Source organism: Streptomyces sp. NPDC003248 (assembly GCF_055563235.1).
Window position 1 is genome coordinate 157921 of sequence record NZ_JBVHDT010000009.1, and the last position, 17940, is coordinate 175860.

11 protein-coding genes are annotated in these 17940 nt (G+C 70.9%); 1 reads left to right on the forward strand and 10 read right to left on the reverse strand.

Features of this window, described 5'->3' with window-relative positions:
• Positions 1–484: 484 nt before the first annotated feature.
• Positions 485–1294, reverse strand: coding sequence for a siderophore-interacting protein (locus ACZ3KJ_RS22105; protein ID WP_467529462.1), 810 nt, complete (start codon positions 1292–1294; stop codon positions 485–487).
• A 47-nt stretch (positions 1295–1341) separates the two neighbouring features.
• On the opposite strand from ACZ3KJ_RS22105, the gene ACZ3KJ_RS22110 reads away from it, so the two are divergent.
• Positions 1342–1764 (forward strand): iron chelate uptake ABC transporter family permease subunit, encoded by a 423-nt coding sequence (locus ACZ3KJ_RS22110; protein ID WP_467529300.1) that lies wholly within the window; start codon positions 1342–1344, stop codon positions 1762–1764.
• Between the two features lie 474 nt (positions 1765–2238).
• Here ACZ3KJ_RS22110 and ACZ3KJ_RS22115 read toward each other — a convergent pair whose 3' ends face one another.
• The 9 genes from ACZ3KJ_RS22115 to ACZ3KJ_RS22155 form a co-directional block, all read right to left on the reverse strand.
• Positions 2239–3399, reverse strand: a complete 1161-nt coding sequence (locus tag ACZ3KJ_RS22115; protein ID WP_467529302.1) for an acyl-CoA dehydrogenase family protein — start codon at positions 3397–3399, stop codon at positions 2239–2241.
• A gap of 119 nt (positions 3400–3518) precedes the next feature.
• Complete coding sequence (locus ACZ3KJ_RS22120) at positions 3519–4871, reverse strand: dihydrolipoamide acetyltransferase family protein (RefSeq protein ID WP_467529303.1); 1353 nt, start codon at positions 4869–4871, stop codon at positions 3519–3521.
• Positions 4864–5847: an alpha-ketoacid dehydrogenase subunit beta gene (locus tag ACZ3KJ_RS22125; RefSeq protein WP_467529304.1), complete on the reverse strand. Its 984-nt coding sequence runs from the start codon at positions 5845–5847 to the stop codon at positions 4864–4866. The genes ACZ3KJ_RS22120 and ACZ3KJ_RS22125 overlap by 8 nt, the downstream gene beginning before the upstream one ends.
• A 3-nt stretch (positions 5848–5850) precedes the next feature.
• Positions 5851–6921 (reverse strand): pyruvate dehydrogenase (acetyl-transferring) E1 component subunit alpha, encoded by a 1071-nt coding sequence (pdhA, locus tag ACZ3KJ_RS22130; RefSeq protein ID WP_467529306.1) that lies wholly within the window; start codon positions 6919–6921, stop codon positions 5851–5853.
• Positions 6914–7348, reverse strand: a complete 435-nt coding sequence (locus ACZ3KJ_RS22135) for a hypothetical protein (RefSeq protein ID WP_467529307.1) — start codon at positions 7346–7348, stop codon at positions 6914–6916. Before ACZ3KJ_RS22135 ends, pdhA begins: the two co-directional genes overlap by 8 nt.
• A 96-nt stretch (positions 7349–7444) precedes the next feature.
• Positions 7445–8620 (reverse strand): FAD-dependent monooxygenase, encoded by a 1176-nt coding sequence (locus tag ACZ3KJ_RS22140; RefSeq protein ID WP_467529309.1) that lies wholly within the window; start codon positions 8618–8620, stop codon positions 7445–7447.
• Positions 8617–15831 (reverse strand): amino acid adenylation domain-containing protein, encoded by a 7215-nt coding sequence (locus tag ACZ3KJ_RS22145; protein ID WP_467529310.1) that lies wholly within the window; start codon positions 15829–15831, stop codon positions 8617–8619. Before ACZ3KJ_RS22145 ends, ACZ3KJ_RS22140 begins: the two co-directional genes overlap by 4 nt.
• Positions 15832–15931: 100 nt before the next feature.
• Positions 15932–17032, reverse strand: coding sequence for an SIS domain-containing protein (locus ACZ3KJ_RS22150; RefSeq protein ID WP_467529311.1), 1101 nt, complete (start codon positions 17030–17032; stop codon positions 15932–15934).
• A gap of 83 nt (positions 17033–17115) precedes the next feature.
• On the reverse strand, positions 17116–17862 hold the full coding sequence (locus ACZ3KJ_RS22155) for an SDR family NAD(P)-dependent oxidoreductase (RefSeq protein WP_467529313.1): 747 nt from the start codon (positions 17860–17862) through the stop codon (positions 17116–17118).
• Between the last annotated feature and the right edge of the window lie 78 nt (positions 17863–17940).

The window sequence follows — 17940 nt, forward strand, 5'->3', positions numbered from 1 at the left end:
CGATCTGCGGCGGGGCGGCACAGACCGGCGGCGGGCCGGCACAGTGGACACCGGGCCGGCGCCCGCCACCGCTCGCAGCCCGTGGACCGGCGGAAGGGGCGGGTGTGGTGTGCCACCGCCTCCCACCGCACCATGAGCCGGTAGCGGCCGGGGGGGGCGGGTTCGGTGCCGCGGTGCAGGCCGATCCCCTGGCGGCCCTCGGCTCCCGGCCCTCAGCTCCGGGCCCTCGGCCCTCGGCTCCCGGCCCTCAGCTCCGGGCCCTCGGCTCCCGGCTCCCGGCCCTCAGCTCCGGGCCCTCGGCCCTCGGCTCCCGGCTCCCGGCTCCCGGCCCTCGGGAACGAAACGGCGCGGCGCGGGCCGGGGCACCGCGTCCTCCACAGCTCTGCCCCACCTCGCCCCCGCCCTCCTGACCGGCCGCCATCAGCACCGACCAGGACGTGTTGCCGTGCACCTCGCGGCAGCCCGGCGCGGGCGGGCGTCGTCGTCAGCGCGGCCCGGTCTTCCAGAAGCCGGAGAAGGTGATGCGGTCCTTCGGCATGCCGGCGCGGTGCAGATGGCGGCGCCCCTCCGTCGCGAGCGTCTGCTCGCCGACCACGAAGGCGTACCCGTGCGGGTCGACGTCGTCGCGGTCGCGCAGCGCGGCGAGCGCCGCGGTGCCGGGCACCGCGTGCGGGTCGGCGCGCGGGATCCAGTCGACGCGCACGCCGGGCGGTCCGGCCAGGGCACGGCGGTCGGCATCCGTCGGCACCTCCTGGAGCACCCGGCCGACCGTGTCGTCCGCCAGTGACCGCAGGATGCCCGCGACGGCCGGCAGGCCGCTCTCGTCGGCGACGAGCAGCACGCTCGAGGCGTCGGCGGGCGCGTCGAACATGACGCCCTGGTCGAGCAGTGCCAGCTCTTCGCCCGGCTCGACCGAGCACGCCCAGATCGCGACGCCGCCCTCGATCGCGCCGTCGGCGCCCCGGTGCACGACGACGTCGATGTCGAGTTCGCCGGTGCGGGCGCGGAAGTCGGCCACGGTGTAGTTGGCGCAGTAGGGCCGCGCCTCGTCGGGCATCGCGAGGTACGGCTTCCACCACGTCGCGCCGGCGACCTCGGGCACGTGGAAGCGTTCCTGGTGCGGGTGGCGGAAGAACAGCCGGAACCAGTGGTCGTAGCCGCGCCACGGGAACGCCCGGAGCGCCTCACCGCGCACGGTCACACGCTGCATGCTGGGCGTGAGGCGCGTGCTCGACACGACCGAGGCGGGGAACAGGCGCGGATCGCGCGGCTTCGTACGCACGGTGGAGGGCACGGTGGAGGTCACGGTGGAGGTCATGAAGGTTAGGCTAAGCTAACTTCGTGATCACAGCCATGGCGCCGACCGAATCCGCACGCCGGACGCGCCGGCCGGGATCCTCGCCGGCCGCGCGCACCGGCATCCTCCTCGCCCTGCTCCTGGCCGTCGCCGCCGTGTGCCTCGCGAGCATGCTGCTGGGCAGCAACCGGCTCGCCCCCGCGGCGGTCCTCCACGGCCTGCTCCATCCCGGGGCGGGCACGGACGCCGACGTCGTCTACGGCTCACGCGTCCCGCGCACGGTCATCGGCCTCCTCGTCGGCGTGTGCCTCGGTGTCGGCGGGGCCGTCATGCAGGGCCACACCCGCAACCCCCTCGCGGACCCCGGCCTCTTCGGCGTGTCCGCGGGCGCCGGCCTCGCGGTGGTGCTCGGCATGGTCGTGCTCGGGGTGGCGGGCACCGGTGCGGCTACGACAGCGCCCAGCTGAAGAAGCAGCCCACGATCGCGGACAACGCGGCGCTCGCCGCCGGCCAGGTGCACCCGTGGGTCTCCGCGGCACTCGACTACGTGTCGCAGGCGGACTACATGGAGCAGCTCGCCGGCTGGATCACCGACGCCGAGACGGTCACCGGCTGACCGTCCGCACCCCGGCGTCCGGACCGAGGGACCGGGCAACTGCCACCGGGCCCCTCCCCACCGGGCCGGCCGTCGGGGAGGGGCCCGCGCCAACCGCACAGGGCCCGTCTACGCGGCCGCAGCCGACACCGCACGTGCGTCTTGGCCGGAGCACATGATCAGACGAAGGCCGCCCCAGCGTCCGCCGACCGCCGACCGCCGACCGCCGTCCGCCGTCCGCCGTCCGCCAAGATGTCGCCGCCTCGTCGGCCTCCCCGTCTCGCTCGGTACGTCGCCGAGGCGCAAGAGAGCGTTGCGGCGACCTTGCACTGCGGCCCGCGAGAACTCAGGCCGGGAGGCCCAGTTCCCTCGCGATCAGCATGCGCTGGACCTCGCTCGTGCCCTCGCCGATCTCCAGGATCTTGGAGTCCCGCCACATCCGCGCCACCGGGTACTCGTTCATGAACCCGTACCCACCATGGATCTGCGTCGCCTCACGCGCGTTGTCCACCGCCACCGTCGAGGAGTACAGCTTCGCCACCGCCGCCTCCCTCTTGAACGACTCCCCCCGCACCAACCGCGACGCCGCGTCCCGCCAGCCCACCCGCGCCATGTGGGCCCGCATCTCCATGTCCGCGATCTTGAACTGGATCGCCTGGTAGTCACCGATCGGGCGCCCGAACGCGCGACGCTCACCCACGTACTTCACCGACTCGTCCACACACCCCTGTGCCAACCCCGTCGCCAGCGCCGCGATCGCCACCCGCCCCTCGTCGAGAATCCGCAGGAACTGCGCATAGCCGCGACCCTCCTCACCCAGCAGATTCCCACCCGGCACCCGCACGTCCGAGAACGACAGCCCATGCGTGTCCGACGCGTTCCAACCCACCTTCGAGTACGGCGCCGCCACCGTGCATCCCGGCGTCCCCGACGGCACGATGATCGACGAGATCAGCGGCCGCCCGTCCGGCTTGCGACCCGTCACCGCCGTCACCGTCACCAGACCCGTGATGTCCGTGCCCGAGTTGGTGATGAAGCACTTGGACCCGTTGATCACCCACTCGCCCGTCGCCTCGTCCCGCACCGCCGTCGTCCGCGTCCCGCCCGCATCCGAACCGCACTCCGGCTCCGTCAGCCCGAACGCCCCCAGCATCTCCCCCGCGCACAACTGCGGCAGCCACTGCCGCTTCTGCTCCTCCGTACCGAACCGGAACACCGGCATCGCACCCAGCGAGACACCCGCCTCCAGCGTGATCGCCACCGAGGAGTCCACCCGCGCCAGCTCCTCCAACGCGATCCCCAGGGCCAGGTAGTCCCCTCCCATCCCGCCGTACTCCTGCGGGAACGGCAGCCCGAACAGCCCCATCCGCCCCATCTCCCGCACGATCTCGTACGGGAACTCATGTCGCTCGTACAGATCCCCGATCTTCGGGGCCACCACGTCCTGGGCGAAGTCGGCGACAGTGCGGCGTAGTTCCTCGTGCTCGGGGGTGAGGCGATGGTCCATGGTGTCGTCGGTCCTTGGGTGAGAGGGTTCGTATGCGGATCAGGTCTGCGCAGTCCGGTCTGTTCGAGACCGAGGAACTGCTGGAGCCGCGGACAGGGAGTGAGTGCGGCGGTGCCCGCTCACAGCCGCAGCAGGACGGTGCCCGGGTCCTCCACGAGTGCGCCCAGTGCGGTGAGGAAGGCCGCGGCCTCGGCGCCATCACACACCCGGTGGTCGAACGCGCAGGTGAGCTTCGCAGTGGGCCGTACAACGAGCCGGTCGCCGTCCACGACATGGGGGCGGGGACGGATGGACCCCACGCCGAGGATCGCCGCCTCAGGGTGGTTGACGACCGGCACGCCCTCGTCCAGGCCGAGTGCGCCGAAGTTGGAGACCGTGAAGGTGGAGCCGGTCAGCTCGCGGGGGGTGAGTGTGCCCACGCGCGCCCCGTCCGCCAGCCGCGCCACCTCCTGGGCGAGCCGTACGGTCGACAGGTCCTGGGCGTCGCGCACCACGGGCACGACCAGGCCGCGCGGTGTCGCCGCGCCGATGCCCAGGTGCACCGCGTCGTACGTACGGACCGCGGGGCCGTCCTGGACGTACGTCGCGTTGAGCCTGGGGTGCTCGCGCAGAGTGAGCGTCAGGAGCCGCAGCAGGAGGGCGAAGGGAGTGGCGGCGTGCTCGGCGTCCTGCGCGCGCAGCCTGTCACGCAGGACCAGCAGGCGGGAGAAGTCGACGACGAGCGAGCAGTGGGCGTCCGGGATCTCCCGGCGCGCACGCTCCATGTGCGCTGCCGTGCGTGCGCGGACGCCGAGCACGGGGATCGAACGTGTCCCGGAGCCGCTCCCGCCGTCCCCGGCGGTCCCCGTGGTGAGGGAAGCCGCCGCCGCGTGGACGTCCGTGCGGGTGATGGTGCCCTCCGGACCCGAGCCGGCGCCCAGCGCGGCCAGGTCCACCCCGAGCCTGCGGGCGAGATGCCGTACGGGCGGCTTGGCGCGGGGGCGCCCGGTGTCGGTCGGCGCAGTGGACGGCGAGCGGCGGGGAGCGGGGCGTCTGCGGACCTCGCGCCGCCCGGTGTCCGTCCCTGCCCGCGTACCGTATCCGACGAGCACCGGTCCCGGATCAGCGCCGGTACGGTCGGCGCTGTCCGCACCGACGGCCGTGTCCGGCCCGGCACTCGTGGCCGCACCTGGGTCCGCGGCGACGCCCGGGCCCCTGCCGGTGCCCGCGGTCGCCCCGCTGTCGATGAAGGTCAGCGGTGTGCCCACCGGCAGGGTCTGTCCGGGCTCGCCGCACCGTTCCACGACGGTGCCGGCGTACGGGGACGGGATCTCCACCTCGGCCTTGGCCGTCTCCAGGACGCACAACGGCTGGTTGACGGTGACGGTGTCCCCCGGCACCACCAGCCATTCGACGATGGTCGCGTCGAGCAGCCCCTCCCCCAGGTCGGGCACGAGGAACTCCCGGATCGTGCGGTCCGTGGCGTCAGTCATGGCCGTACCCGAAGGACCGGTCGATGGTGTCGAGCAGCCTGTCGACGCCCGGAAGCCATGCCTTCTCCCATCGCGCGGGTGGATAGGGTGTGTCGAATCCCGTGGCTCTCAGCACGGGAGCCTCCAGGTCCCAGAACAGTTCCTCCTGCACCCTGGCCGCGATTTCCGCTCCCAGCCCCAGCGTGCGTGGGCCCTCGTGCAGCACGACGCAGCGTCCGGTGCGGGATACCGACGCGGCGATGGTCGCGAAGTCCATGGGCGCCAGGGAGCGCAGGTCGACCACTTCCAGCTCCCAGCCGTGCTCGCGCCGGGCGGTCTCCGCGGCGTCGAGCGCGGTGCCGACGGTGCCGCCGTAGGTGACCACCGTGACGTCCGTACCGCTGCGGCGGACCAGCGCTTGCCCCAAGCCCGCCGCAGGCGTTTCGGCCGTCGTGTCACCGCTCTGCCAGTAGCGCCGCTTGGGCTCCAGGAAAAGCACCGGGTCGTCGCAGTCGATGGACTGCCGGAGCAGGGCGTAGGCGTCCGCCGCCGTGGCGGGGGTCACCACCCGCAGCCCCGCCGTGTGCGCCCAGAACGTCTCGGTGGACTCCGAGTGGTGCTCCACCGCGCCGATGCCGCCGAAGGACGGGACGCGCAGCGTCACGGGCACCGAGAGCTGTCCGCGGGTGCGGTTGCGGTACTTGGCCAGGTGGCTGACGATCTGGTCCAGTGCGGGGTAGGTGAATCCGTCGAACTGGATCTCGGGCACCGGCCGCAGTCCCCGCATCGCCATGCCCAGGGCCACTCCGACGATCGCCGACTCGGCGAGCGGTGTGTCGAAGCAGCGCTGCGGGCCGAACTGCTCGGCGAGGCCCTCGGTCACCCGGAAGACTCCGCCCTGGCGAGCCACGTCCTGGCCGAAGACGACGACGCGCTCGTCCTCGGCCATGGCCTCGCGCAGCGCCGTGTTGATCGCTTCCACCATGGTCGCCGCCACGGCTCACTCCTTCTGGGACAGTTCGGCGAGCAGCTGTCCTGACTGCTCCAGCAGGTCCTTCGACGGCTCGTGCAGTACGTGCGCGAACAGCTCCGCGGGCGGCACGTCAGGGGCGTCGAACACGCCCTCTCTCAGCTCGGCGCACATGCGGGTGGCCCGGTCCCTCGCGCGGTCCTCGGTCTCCTCGTGCCACAGGCCCCGGTGGGTGAGGTAGCGCCGGTAGCGGGGCAGGGGGTCGAGCCGCTCCCAGCGGTCGACCTCGTCCTGTGTGCGGTACCGGGTCGGGTCGTCCGAGGTGGTGTGCGGGGCGAGCCGGTAGGTGACCGCCTCGACAAGGGTCGGGCCGCCGCCCGCCCTGGCTCGTGCGGCGGCCTGTGCGGTCACCGCCCGGCAGGCGAGTACGTCGTTGCCGTCGACCCGTACCCCCGGCATGCCGTAGCCGACGGCCTTGTGTGCGAGGGACGGGGCCCGTGTCTGCTCGGAGAGGGGCACGGAGATCGCCCACTGGTTGTTCTGGATGTAGAACACACACGGTGCCGCGTTCACGGCGGCGAAGTTCAGCGCCTCGTGCACGTCTCCCTCACTCGTCGCGCCGTCCCCGATGAAGGCGACGGTCAGGGAGTCCTCGCCGAGCCTGGGCGCCGCCATGGCCGCGCCGACGGCGTGCAGGGCGTGCGTGCCGATGGGGATGGACATCGCCGCGCAGGCGTGCTCGGGAAAGCCCCAGCCGCCGTGCCAGGTACCGCGCCACACCGCACCGACCGCGGAGGCGGGAATCCCGCGCATCAGGAACAGGCCGAGCTCGCGGTACTGCGGGAAGAGCCAGTCGTCGCGGCGCAGGGCGGCGGCGCAGCCGACCTGGGCCGCTTCCTGTCCCCTGCACGAGGGGTACAGGGCCAGCTGCCCCTGTCGCTGGAGGTTGACGAACTCCTCGTCCACGGCGCGGGTGACGACCATCCACTCGTACAGTTCGGTCAGTTCCTCCGATGACAGCGTGACGTCGAACTGCGGGTGGTCCACCGGCAGGCCCTCGGGGGTGATGAGGGCGACCGGCTGCGGATCGAAGTCAGCCACCGGCCACAGCCTCCTGGCGTGGCCGGATGACGGCGGGGACGGCACGGACGCCGTCGAGTGCCGGCGAGTGGACCGGTTCTACCTCGTCCCTGGGGAAGGCCGGTTCGGCGTCGAAGCGGTCGAAGAACGCCGGGAGCGCTCTGTGCGCCTCGATGCGGGCCAGCGGCGCACCCACGCAGAAGTGCGGGCCAGCGGTGCCCGTGTACGGGGCGGTGATGATCTGCATCAGGGGCCGGCCTGCGGGGACCTCACCGCGCTGAAGCGCTCCCCGGTTGCCGGGGTGCATCGAGAAGCCCGGGTCCTCGAAGATCTGTTGGTCGACGGCGTGGCGGGTGACCGCCCGGTCGGCCGCCGGCAGCCTCTCCGCTTCCGCTCGGGCGTCGGCGGCGAACGGGGCGAGGGCGAACAGCGGTGGAGACAGATCCATGATGTGCTCCTGTGAAAGGTGCGGAGACGGGTGCTCCCGCGAGCGGGCACGTGTGTGCCCACTCGCGGGTCGGCCATCAGCCGTCATGGGGTCTGGTCAGCCCAGTGGGGGCCAGGTGAGGACCGCTTCGTTCTGACTGGTGAGCTTGGACAGCGGTGTGAACCGGAAGTAGAGGTCGCGCGCCAGGGCGGGAAAGAGGCCCTCCAGCTGCTCGGTCTCGCTCAGCGCACGGGCCGCGGCGACCAGCCCCTCCGTCCGCGGCCTGCGCTCGTCCTCGTAGCCGCGCAGCGCCGCGACCGGGTCCGCTGTCGCGCGCAGGTGCTGGGCGAGGACGACGGCGTCCTCGATGGCCAGCGCCGCCCCCTGGCCCAGACTCACGAGCATCGGGTGGGCCGCGTCGCCGAGCAGGGTCGTGCGTCCGGTGCCCCACCTCTGGAGGAACGGGCGGTCCTGGGCGGTGATGCGGACGATCGATTCCTCGGGGGTGGTGCGGATCGCCTCCTGCACCTCGTCGGCCCAGCCCGCGAAGAGGCCCGCGAGCCCTTCCTTGCCGCGCCGCAGGTGTCCGGAGGCGCCCGGGGGCACGTTCTTCGTCGCCCACCAGTAGGCGCGGCCACGGCCGATGTCGGCGAGGCCGAAACGCTGTCCACGCCCCCAGTAGTGCGCTGCGTAGCCCTTGCTCATCCGCGGGTGCGTGAAGGGCACCGTGGCCAGCCAGCACGCGTAGTTGCCGGGCCGCGGCTCATCGGCGCCCGCCACCTGCCTGCGCATCGCCGAGTTGAAGCCGTCCGCTCCGATCAGGAAGTCGCCCGAGGCGGTCCTGCCGTCCTCGAAGGTGACCTCGACCCCGTCCTCGCCGCTGACGAACTCCACCGCCGCGGCGCCGAGTTCGATGACGCTCTCGTCCCCGAGGGCGTCCAGCAGCGTCTGCTGGAGATCGGCCCGGTGGACGGCGTAGTTCGACGCCCCCAGCCGGTCCGAGACTTCCCGGAACGGAAGCGCCCTGATCGGACGGCCCCGCCGAGTGAGGAACTTGAGCTCGTCGAACACCGCACCACGCTTGTCCAGGCCCGGGGCGATGTCGATGTCGATGCTGCGCAGTGCCAGGACCGCGTTGCACATCAGCGACACCGCCGTGGTACCCGGCCGCAGCTCGGGAGCCCGCTCGAAGACCTGTACCTCGACGCCCACACGGCGCAGCGCCGCGGCGGCGGCGAGGCCGCCGATGCCCGCTCCGATGACAAGGGCCTTGCGCGGGGGGGACTCCGTCATTTCCCACTCCTCTCCGACAGTCGTCGGCCCGGTCGGCCGGCCACCGCCTGTGCCACCTTCTCGGCAACGACGTTCACGTGCGGTTCCTCCAGGAGCACCAGGTGGTCACCGGGGACGTCGACCACCTGGAGCCGGCCCGTGGTCAGGTCCCCCCAGCCGTTGGTGGGGTCCGCATGCAGGCTCTGTGCTGCTCCGTGCATCGGCTGGAGGATCTCCGGCAGCTCCGAGGTCGCGCGCAGCAGCACCACGTCCTCGTCGCCCGGTTCGGGCTGGTAGGTGAGGATCGCCCACCAGTGCGCCTTGAACATCCGGAACAGGCGCCGCACGGTGGTGCGCGAGCTGCCCGCGGGCAGGACGCCCGCCTGCGTGGCGTGTCCGACGATGAAGTCGAACTTCGCCTCCTCCTCCAGACCGTCCGGCAGCGAGACCACCGGTGCGGTGCCACCGCGCTCCATCCACAGCAGTTCCCAGAAGAACCACTCCAGCAGCGAGTGGTCGGCGACGTCGGGCCGCTCCCCCTGCTTGACGGCGATCGGGTCGATCAGCACGGTGCCGTGCAGGGCGTCCGGGTCGCTGCGCCGCAGCTGTCGCGCCATCTCGAAGGCGATGAAGCCGCCGAAGGACCACCCTCCGATCACGTAGGGCCCCTCGGGGCACACGCGTCGCACGGCTTCCAGGTAGCCCGCCGCCATCTCGGGGATCGAGCTGAGGGGCTCGGTGCCCGCCACGGTCCCCGACGCCTGGAGCGCGTAGACCGGCTGGTCCTGCGGCAGGTGACGGGCGAGGCGTACGTAGCACAGCACATGGCCGCCCAGCGGGTGGACCAGGAACAGCGGCGGCTTGTCGCCCTCGGTGCGGATCGGCACGACCGGGTCGAACCGGGCCGTGGAGCCGCTGCCCCGCAGGTGCTGTGCCAGACCGGCGACGGTCGGGGCGGCGACGAACGCGGAGAGCGGGACGTTGACGCCGTAGCGCTTCTCGATCGTCATCACCAGCCGCATCGCGGTCAGTGAGGTGCCCCCGATGTCGAAGAAGTTGTCCCGCACGCCCACCGCGGGCAGTTCCAGCAGTTCCGCCAGGATGCCCACCAGTGCCTTCTCGTGCTCGTCGGCGGGCGGGGTGGCGTCCGACGACGGCGCGGCCAGCGGAATGCGGCGCAGCAGCGCGTCGTCCCGCTTGCCGCTGGGCGTCAGGGGCAGGCTCGCCAGCCACTCCAGGTGCGAGGGCATCATGTAGTCCGGCAGCACCGCGCGCAGTCGGCTGCGCACCTCGTCCAGGTCCACGACGTCGGCGTCGCCGACCAGGAACGCCGCGAGGAACGCGTCGCCGCCCTCCCGGCGCCGCGCCACCACCGCCACCTCTCGGATACCGGACGCCGACTGCTCCTCGGCGAGCTTGGCGATCGCGAGTTCCACCTCGGCCGGCTCGACCCGGAAGCCCCGCACCTTCACCTGGGAGTCGGCGCGGCCCAGCCATGCGAGGTTGCCGTCGGGCATGACCCTGGCCAGGTCGCCCGTACGGTACAGACGGGCGCCCGGCCGACCGGACGGGTCCGGTACGAACCGCTGCTCGGTCAGGTCGGGGCGGTTGCGGTAGCCGTGGGCCAGGCACACCCCTCCGACGTATATCTCGCCCTTCGCGCCCGGCGGCACCGGCCGCATCAGGCCGTCGAGCAGGTGCAGCTCGATGCCGTCCACGGGCACGCCGACGGGCGGCAGGTCGGGGAAGAGGGCCGGGTCGCCGGTCATCGTGTGATGGGTCAGCAGGTGGGTCTCGGTGGGCCCGTACTGGTTCTCCAGGACCGTGTCCGGCCGCGCCGCACAGAACTGGCGGATCTCGTCGGTGATCCTCAGCTGCTCCCCGGAGGAGATGACCACCCGCAGGGCAGCAGGGCGGATGCCCAGCGCCTGGGACGTCTCCGCGAGCTGCTGGAGCGCCACGTAGGGCATGAAGATCCGCTCCACCCCCTCGCGGTCCAGAAGCCGCAGCAGCGCCGGCATGTCCTTGCGCTCGTCCTCGGCGAGCAGTTGCAGGGTGCCGCCGCCGCACAGCGTGGAGTAGATCTCCTGGAACGCCACGTCGAAGCTCAGGGGGGCGAACTGGAGGGTCTTGCCGCCCGCCGCGCCGCTGGCGGAGGGCACCTGCCAGCGCATGTAGTTGGCGAGCACCCGGTGCGGGAGTTCGACGCCCTTGGGCTCGCCGCTGGACCCGGAGGTGAACAGTAGGTAGGCGACGGTCTCGCCGGTGATCTCCGGCAGTTCCGCGGCGCCCCCCGGGTCCGGTTCGGCCTCGAGCAGCCCGTCCGCGTACAGCAGCCGGGAGGAGTCGTCGAAGAGCGGTGCGTGCGTCTCGTCGGTGACGATCCACAGCGGATCGGCCTGGGCGGTCATCACCGCGAGCCGGGCCCGCGGGTAGCTGACGTCGAGCGGAACGCAGGTGGCTCCGGCCTTCCCCACGCCCAGGACGGTCGCCAGGGTCTCGGGCGAGCGGTCCATGGCGATGCCGATGGTGGAACCGGTGCGCACTCCGGCGCCGATGAGGCCGTGGGCTATCCGGTTCGCGGCCGCGTCGAGCCGGGCGTACGTCCAGCTGCGCGCACCGCAGCTGACGGCCACCGCATCGGGCGTACGGGCGACGTGCTCGCCGATCAGCCTGATGACGTCCGCGGGCGCCTCCCCCGCGAGCTGCGCGGCGGGTACGCGCCCGCCGCCCAGGAAGGCGAAGTCCACGTCCTCTTCGGGTCGCTCGGTGATCCGCCGGAGGATGGCGACGTACGTCTGTCCGATGCTCTCGATCTGGGAGCGCGAGAAGGTGCGTCCGTCGCAGTCCATACGCAGCCACAGGCGCTCGTCCACCGGGTCGACCACGGCGTTGACCAGGAGCTTGAAGTTCGTCTCCTCCCAGGTCCTGAACTCGGTCAGCTCCATGCCGATGCCCTCGAAGAGCGAGGTGAGCACGTGCGGGTGGACGTAGTTGAAGGCCGTGTCGAAGACGACGTCCCCGCCGCGGTCCTCCTGGATGGCGCTGAGCGGGTAGCGCCGGTGGGGATGGCTCTCCCGCTCCTGTGCGTACACCTCGCGCGCCGAGTCCAGCCAGGAACGCGGCTGGGCGTCCAGGCGCAGCGGCAGCGTCTCCAGGAACAGCCCGGTGATCCGTTCGGCGTCGGCCTGCTCCGGCCGTCCGCCGGTGACCAGGCCGGTGGTGATGTCCGGCAGGCCGGAGAACAGCCGCAGCGTCAGGCAGTGCGCTGCGAGCAGCAGGGACTTGACCGGCAGGTCGTGGGTGCGCGCCAGGCGGCCCACCCGGTCGGCCAGGCCGTCCGGCAGCTCCACCTGGTGCACGATGAGACCCGTGTCGCCCGCGGCCTCGTACGGCCGCAGGCCGTCGATCTGGGCCAGTTCGGCGCCGTCGAGCAGCCGCTGCCAGTACTGCCTGCTCTCCTCGGAGGCGAGGGCCCGGCGCTCCTCGCGTACGTACAGGGCCGGCGAGGGCAGCTCCTGCGACGGGACGGCGGCGACGGGCTGTCCGGCGTGGTGGAGGAAGTCCTGGAGCAGTTCGCGCACCAGCGTGGCCACGCTCCAGCCGTCGAGGATCGCGTGGTGGAAGCTGAACACCAGCTCCAGGCGGCGGTCGCGCAGGACGTGCATGCGGAACAGGTACAGCGGCGGCCGGTCCAGGCGGTACGCGTGGTAGCGCCGTTCCTGGACGTGCCGGTTCACCTCGTCCTGCGCCTCCTGCTCGCCGCGGCCGCGCAGGTCCACGATCTGCAGTCCGCCGTCGGCCTGCCGGTGCACCAGCTGGAGCGGCTCGGAGCAGCCGCCGAGGTCGAAGGCGGAGCGCAGCACCGGATGGCGCCGTACCAGGCCGTCGAAGGCGCGGCGCAGCGCCTGCTCGTCCCACGGCGACTTCAGCGAGTAGCGGAAGACGTCGTGGTAGACGGCCGACCTCTCGTGCTCCCGGCTGTGGTAGAGCAGGCCCAGGTGCAGCCGGGTGGCCGGGTAGGCGTCCGCCAGGCCGGTCAGCCGTGCCCGGTCAACGCCCGAGACCAGGGCGAACGGTGCCGGCGGTGCGTCCTCTTCCTCCCGCGGCGCGGTCGTCGCGGCCGCCGCGAGCGCGGCGACGGTGGGGTTGCGGACCATGTCGGCCAGGGTGAAGTGGACCCCCGCACGCCGTGCCTCCGCCTGGATGCGGAGCATCTGGATCGAGTCCCCGCCCAGGGAGTAGTAGTCCTGGTCGACGCCGACCGCGTCGGTTCCCAGTACGGCCGCCCAGGCCGCCGCGAGCTTCGCCTCGGTCTCGTTGGACGGCGTCTGCGCGCCGGGGTCCGTCTCCACCCTGGGAGCGGGCAGCCGCCGACGGTCGGCCTTGCCGTTCGCGGTCAGCGGTATCCGGTCGATCCGCACGAAGTACGCCGGGATCATGAACTCCGGCAGAGAGTCCAGCAGTCGGGCCCGCAGGCCGGCCGCCCCCACCTCCTCGTCCGCCACGTAGTAGCCCACCAGGTGCACGCCGCGGCCGGGCGCGGTCCGGTCCACCACGAGGGCGTCCCGCACGCCCGGGCAGGCCGCCAGGCGGTTGCCCACCTCGCCCAGCTCCACGCGGTTGCCGCGGATCTTGACCTGGTCGTCCAGCCGGCCCAGGTACTCCAGGGTGCCGTCCGCCAGCCACCGCGCCCTGTCGCCGGTCCGGTACATGCGCCCGCCCGGCGTGAACGGGTCCGGCCCGAACGCCGCGGCGTCCAGCTCGGGCCGGTCCAGGTAGCCGCGCGCCACGCCCACGCCCGCGATGCACAGCTCACCGGCGACGCCGGCGGGCTGAAGGTCCCCGTGCGGCCCGACCACGTACAGCCGGATGTTGTCGATCGGCCGCCCGATCGGCACCCGGCGCACCTCCCCGTCCGTTCCGCCGGGGCAGTCGTAGTACGCGACGTCGACCGTGGCCTCGGTGGGACCGTAGAGGTTGACCAGCCGGAGAGCCGTGGCACCGGCGGCCGCGAACACCCGGTTGAAGCGGTTCACCTGAGCGGGTGTCAGCGCCTCACCGCTGCAGAACACCTGGCGCAGGGAGGCCGCGTCCGCCACCCGGGCCGGATCCTCCTCGACCAGGTCGAGGAAGGGACCGAGCATCGACGGCACGAAGTGGACCACGCTCACCCGGTGTGCTCGTACGGTGCGGAGGATGGCTTCGGGGTCGCGCTCCCCCCGGGGCGGCAGCAGCGCCAGGCCGGCCCCGGTGAGCGCCCACCAGAACAGCTCCCACACCGACACGTCGAACGTCACCGGCGTTTTCTGCAGCAGGACGTCCCCCTCACCGACCGGGTAGCGGCGCTGCATCCACTCCAGCCGGTTCACCACGGAGCGGTGTTCGATCTGCACGCCCTTGGGCCGCCCGGTGGATCCGGAGGTGTAGATGACGTACGCCAGGTCCTGCGCTCCGCCCAGCGGGACGGGTGCGGCGGGCACGGTCGAGGCCGCGGCCTCCAGGCGCCGTACGGGCACGGCGTCGCCCACCAGGGCGGTGGGCACGGTGCTGCCCAGCAGCACCGCTGCCACCTTGCTGTCCGCCAGGACGAACCGGACCCGCTCCTCGGGGTGGTCCGGGTCGACGGGGACGTAGGCGGCACCTGCCTTGAGGACGCCCAGGACCGCTGCGACGAGGTGGGGGCCGCGCTCGGCCACCACGGCGACCCGGTCGCCCGTCTGCACGCCGTCCTCACGCAGCTGGTGCGCAATGTGGTTGGCCCAGCCGTCGAGGCGGGCGAAGGTCAGCGACTGTGCGGGGTCGTCGGTGACGACGGCCACCCGGTCGGGCGTCCGTGCCGCCTGCCGCTCGAAGAGCGCGTGGACCGTGGCGTCCTCGGTGAACGCGTGCACCGGGCCGGTGCCGGTCGCGATCAGGTCGGCCCGCTCCTCCTCGCCGACCATGGGGATCCGCGACAGCGGCAGGTCCGCTCCCGCGAGCGCACCCTTGAGGATCGCCTCGATGTGGAGGGCCACCGACTCCACGGGGAAGTCCGCGTCGAACACGTCCAGGGCGTAGTCCATGTCGACCAGGACGTCACCGATGTCGTCCAGTTCGTTGACGACCACGGCCAGCACGTCGTCGTCGTGGGCACGCGCCTGCACGACGGTCTCGTACTCCACGCCCTGGACGGCCGGCGGACTGGGCCAGCGCAGATAGGCGATGGTGGTGTCGAACAGCCGCTTGGGACCGCTTCCCTCGAGCGGTACGCAGCGCAGCAGGTCGCCCAGGGAGAAGCGCTCGTGGGGCTTGAGCTCCCGGGTCGACGCCTGCACCTCGGCGACGAGGTCGCTCATCGTACGGTCCTCGCCGGCTGTCACCCGCAGCGGCAGGGTGTTCGCGAAGTGGCCCACGGTCTGCTGCTGCGGAGTGGTGGGCCGGTTCAGCAGCGGTACGCCCAGGACGACTTCGTCGCTGCCGTGCACCCGCGACAGGTAGACGGCGAAGGCGCCCGCGACGAACGCGAAGACCGAATGGCCGCGTTCACGGATGTTCTCGATGACGCCGCGTTCGATCACGAAGCTGTGGCGGGCACTGCTGCGGGAGCCGGCCGGGGCCGAGCGGCGGAAGAGGGCCGGGGAGACACCCCGCAACCGCTGCCGGAAGTAGGCCCGGTCATCCGCGTAGTCGTCCGAGGCACGGTAGCGGCGCTCGTCCTCCGTGAATGCCAGGTACGACGGCACGGACGGCTCTTCGAACCGTCCGGTCCTTCGTATCCGGTCGTATTCGGCGCGGACTTGGGACATGAAGAGGTTCAGGCCCCAGGCGTCCGCGACGATGTGGTGCACCTTGACGTAGGAATGAAAGACTCCCTCGCCCTCCTTGAGGACCGCGAGCGTAAACAGCCGGTGGCGTTCCACCTCGAAAGGCACGTCGAACGCTTCCTTGATCCACGACTCGCAGGCATCCCGCGGCGATGGGGCGTCGGAAAGGTCGATCGTCGGGATGTCGTAATCCTCGTCCTCGACCCACTGACGCGGATTTCCCTCCTCCGGGTCGATCCGGATCCGGAATGCATCGTTGCGGTCGACCGCACGACGCAGGCACGCCTTGAGGAGGTCGACGTCCACGTCACCGGTGAACCGGTCGGTGATGAAGCAGTTGAACTGCGGGAGATCCGGAAAGAGAGAGTTCGCAGCCCAGATATCCTGCTGGTAGGCCGTGAGGGAGTAACGCTCCCGTCGATTCACGATCGCTCCATTTTCCTCGGCTCTTGCCTTCATTTCCTGATCGGTTCAGCTGTCCTCTCCGATGCCCTACGCCCGCGGTGGCCGACGCCGTACGCCCGTATCAACCGCCGTTCTCCGCGGCGATGGTGCTGCCGTGGTACCAGGAGTTTCCTGCGGCCTCGGATATGAGGTTGCGCGACTTCGTCTCCCGCGCCCTGCCCAGATCGAGAGTGAGGTACTGGACGAATTCCAGAGCGGTGAAGTACTGCCGAATGAAAGTCGGCTGGTCGAGTTCGATCTCGGTGACGGTGACCTTTGCGTTCTGCGGGATCGGTGCAGTCAGCAACGACACCAGATTCTTCCGCTTGACCCGGGTGTATTCGTCCTCTTCCGGGTCGGAGAAGACGAGGATGCTGTGCCTGCGCTCAGGGTCGGTGAGCGTGGCCACCTCGCTGTGGCAGAACTCGTGGAAATAGTTGCGCGTCGCCGGCACCATAGCGATTTCGTTGAAGTGCATCTTGGCCAACTTCAGCAGGCCCTCGTGCCACTTGGGTGAACCGAGCATGATGACGTTGGCGTTCTCGCTGCGCGCGGCGGCGTCCGCGGCCAGGGCGCGCAACTCGGGGGTGAAGTCGGTCCGCAGGTCCTCGGCCAGGGAACGGACCTCGGGCCCGTAGTCCTTGTCCAGCAGACCGAGCCGCAGGAACATGTCGACCAGGATCGAGAAGTACTGGCCCACATGGAACAGCGGGTACTCGCGGTCCGGCTTGCTCAGCGTCCAGCGCGCGACGGACACGCCGTGCTCCTCGCCCAGTTCGCCGAGCCGGCCGCCCGAGGTGAGCAGCAGCACCCGGTCGTGCATGGGGCGCAGCGCGTGGAAGGCGCGGACCGGCTCGTTGGAGTAGCCGCTGTACGAACTCAGGATGATGAGCGTGCGCTCGTCCTCGATCACCGCGCGCGGAACGAGGTACTCGAAGTCGTAGTCGTTGAAGACATACACTTCGAGGCCGCTGCGGATCGAGTTGAAGAACACTTTTATCACGTCCGACACGATGGCCGAGCAGCCCATTCCGCTGAAGACGATGCGCGTGAAGTGACCGTCCTTCAGCCTCTTCAAGAGGCCGGAAGCGATGCCGGATATGTCATACTCGTCGAACTTGGTGAACCCTGTGTGGTACTCCTGCTCCAGGAACTGCTGGTAGCGCTCAAGGCGTGATCGCATGAGGATTCCCCTCCTAGGAAATCAATGGAGTGCCGGCGATTCCGGCAGGAACGAGCGTGCGCCCCGGTCGCGCACCGAGTGCTTCACCACATGAACTGGCCGCCGTCCACAATCAGTTTCTGCCCCGTGATGTACGCGGCCCCCTCGCCCACCAGGAATTCCAGCGCATCCGCCATCTCGTCGGTGGCACCTATCCGGCGCTGCGGTATCTCACTCAGCAACGCATCCATGTACTCCGACTCCGCCAAGCGGTAGCGCGTACGCATTTCCTCCGTGTCGATCATTCCCGGAATGAGGCAGTTCACTCGGATACTCGGAGCGAGTTCCATGGCCAGGCACTTGGTGAGATGAAGCATCCCGGCTTTGCTCGAACAGTAGTTGGCGCCGTTCATCCGGGGCCGAATCGCTGTGGTCGCACCGATGTTGACAATGGAACCGCCGCCGGCCTCCAGCATGACCGGGGCGAAGGCCCTCGTCATATAGAACGGGCCGGACAGATTGGTGTCCAGTACCCGGCGCCAGTCGGAGTCGGAAATCTCAAGCACCGGACGGTCGATATTGAGACCGGCATTGTTCACCAGCACCTGCGGAACTCCGTGCTCGGTCCGCACGAGTTCCGCGAGTTCGGCGACCTCCCCCGGGTCGGACACATCCGACCGTACGACAGACAGCCCCTTTTCCACCTCTTGCAGAGCAAGATTCGCCGACTCTTCGTCACTGCGATACGTGGCGACCACCCGGAATCCCATCCGGGTCAGACGGTGACTGAAAGCGAGACCGATTCCCTTGGTTCCGCCGGTAACGATGGCAAGCCTGTCAGGCGAATTCACTCGAGCTCCCTTTCTTGGATGCGGCGCCGAGGACACGAACCGGGCACGCCGCGCCGCCCCGACACCGAGGAGACGGGA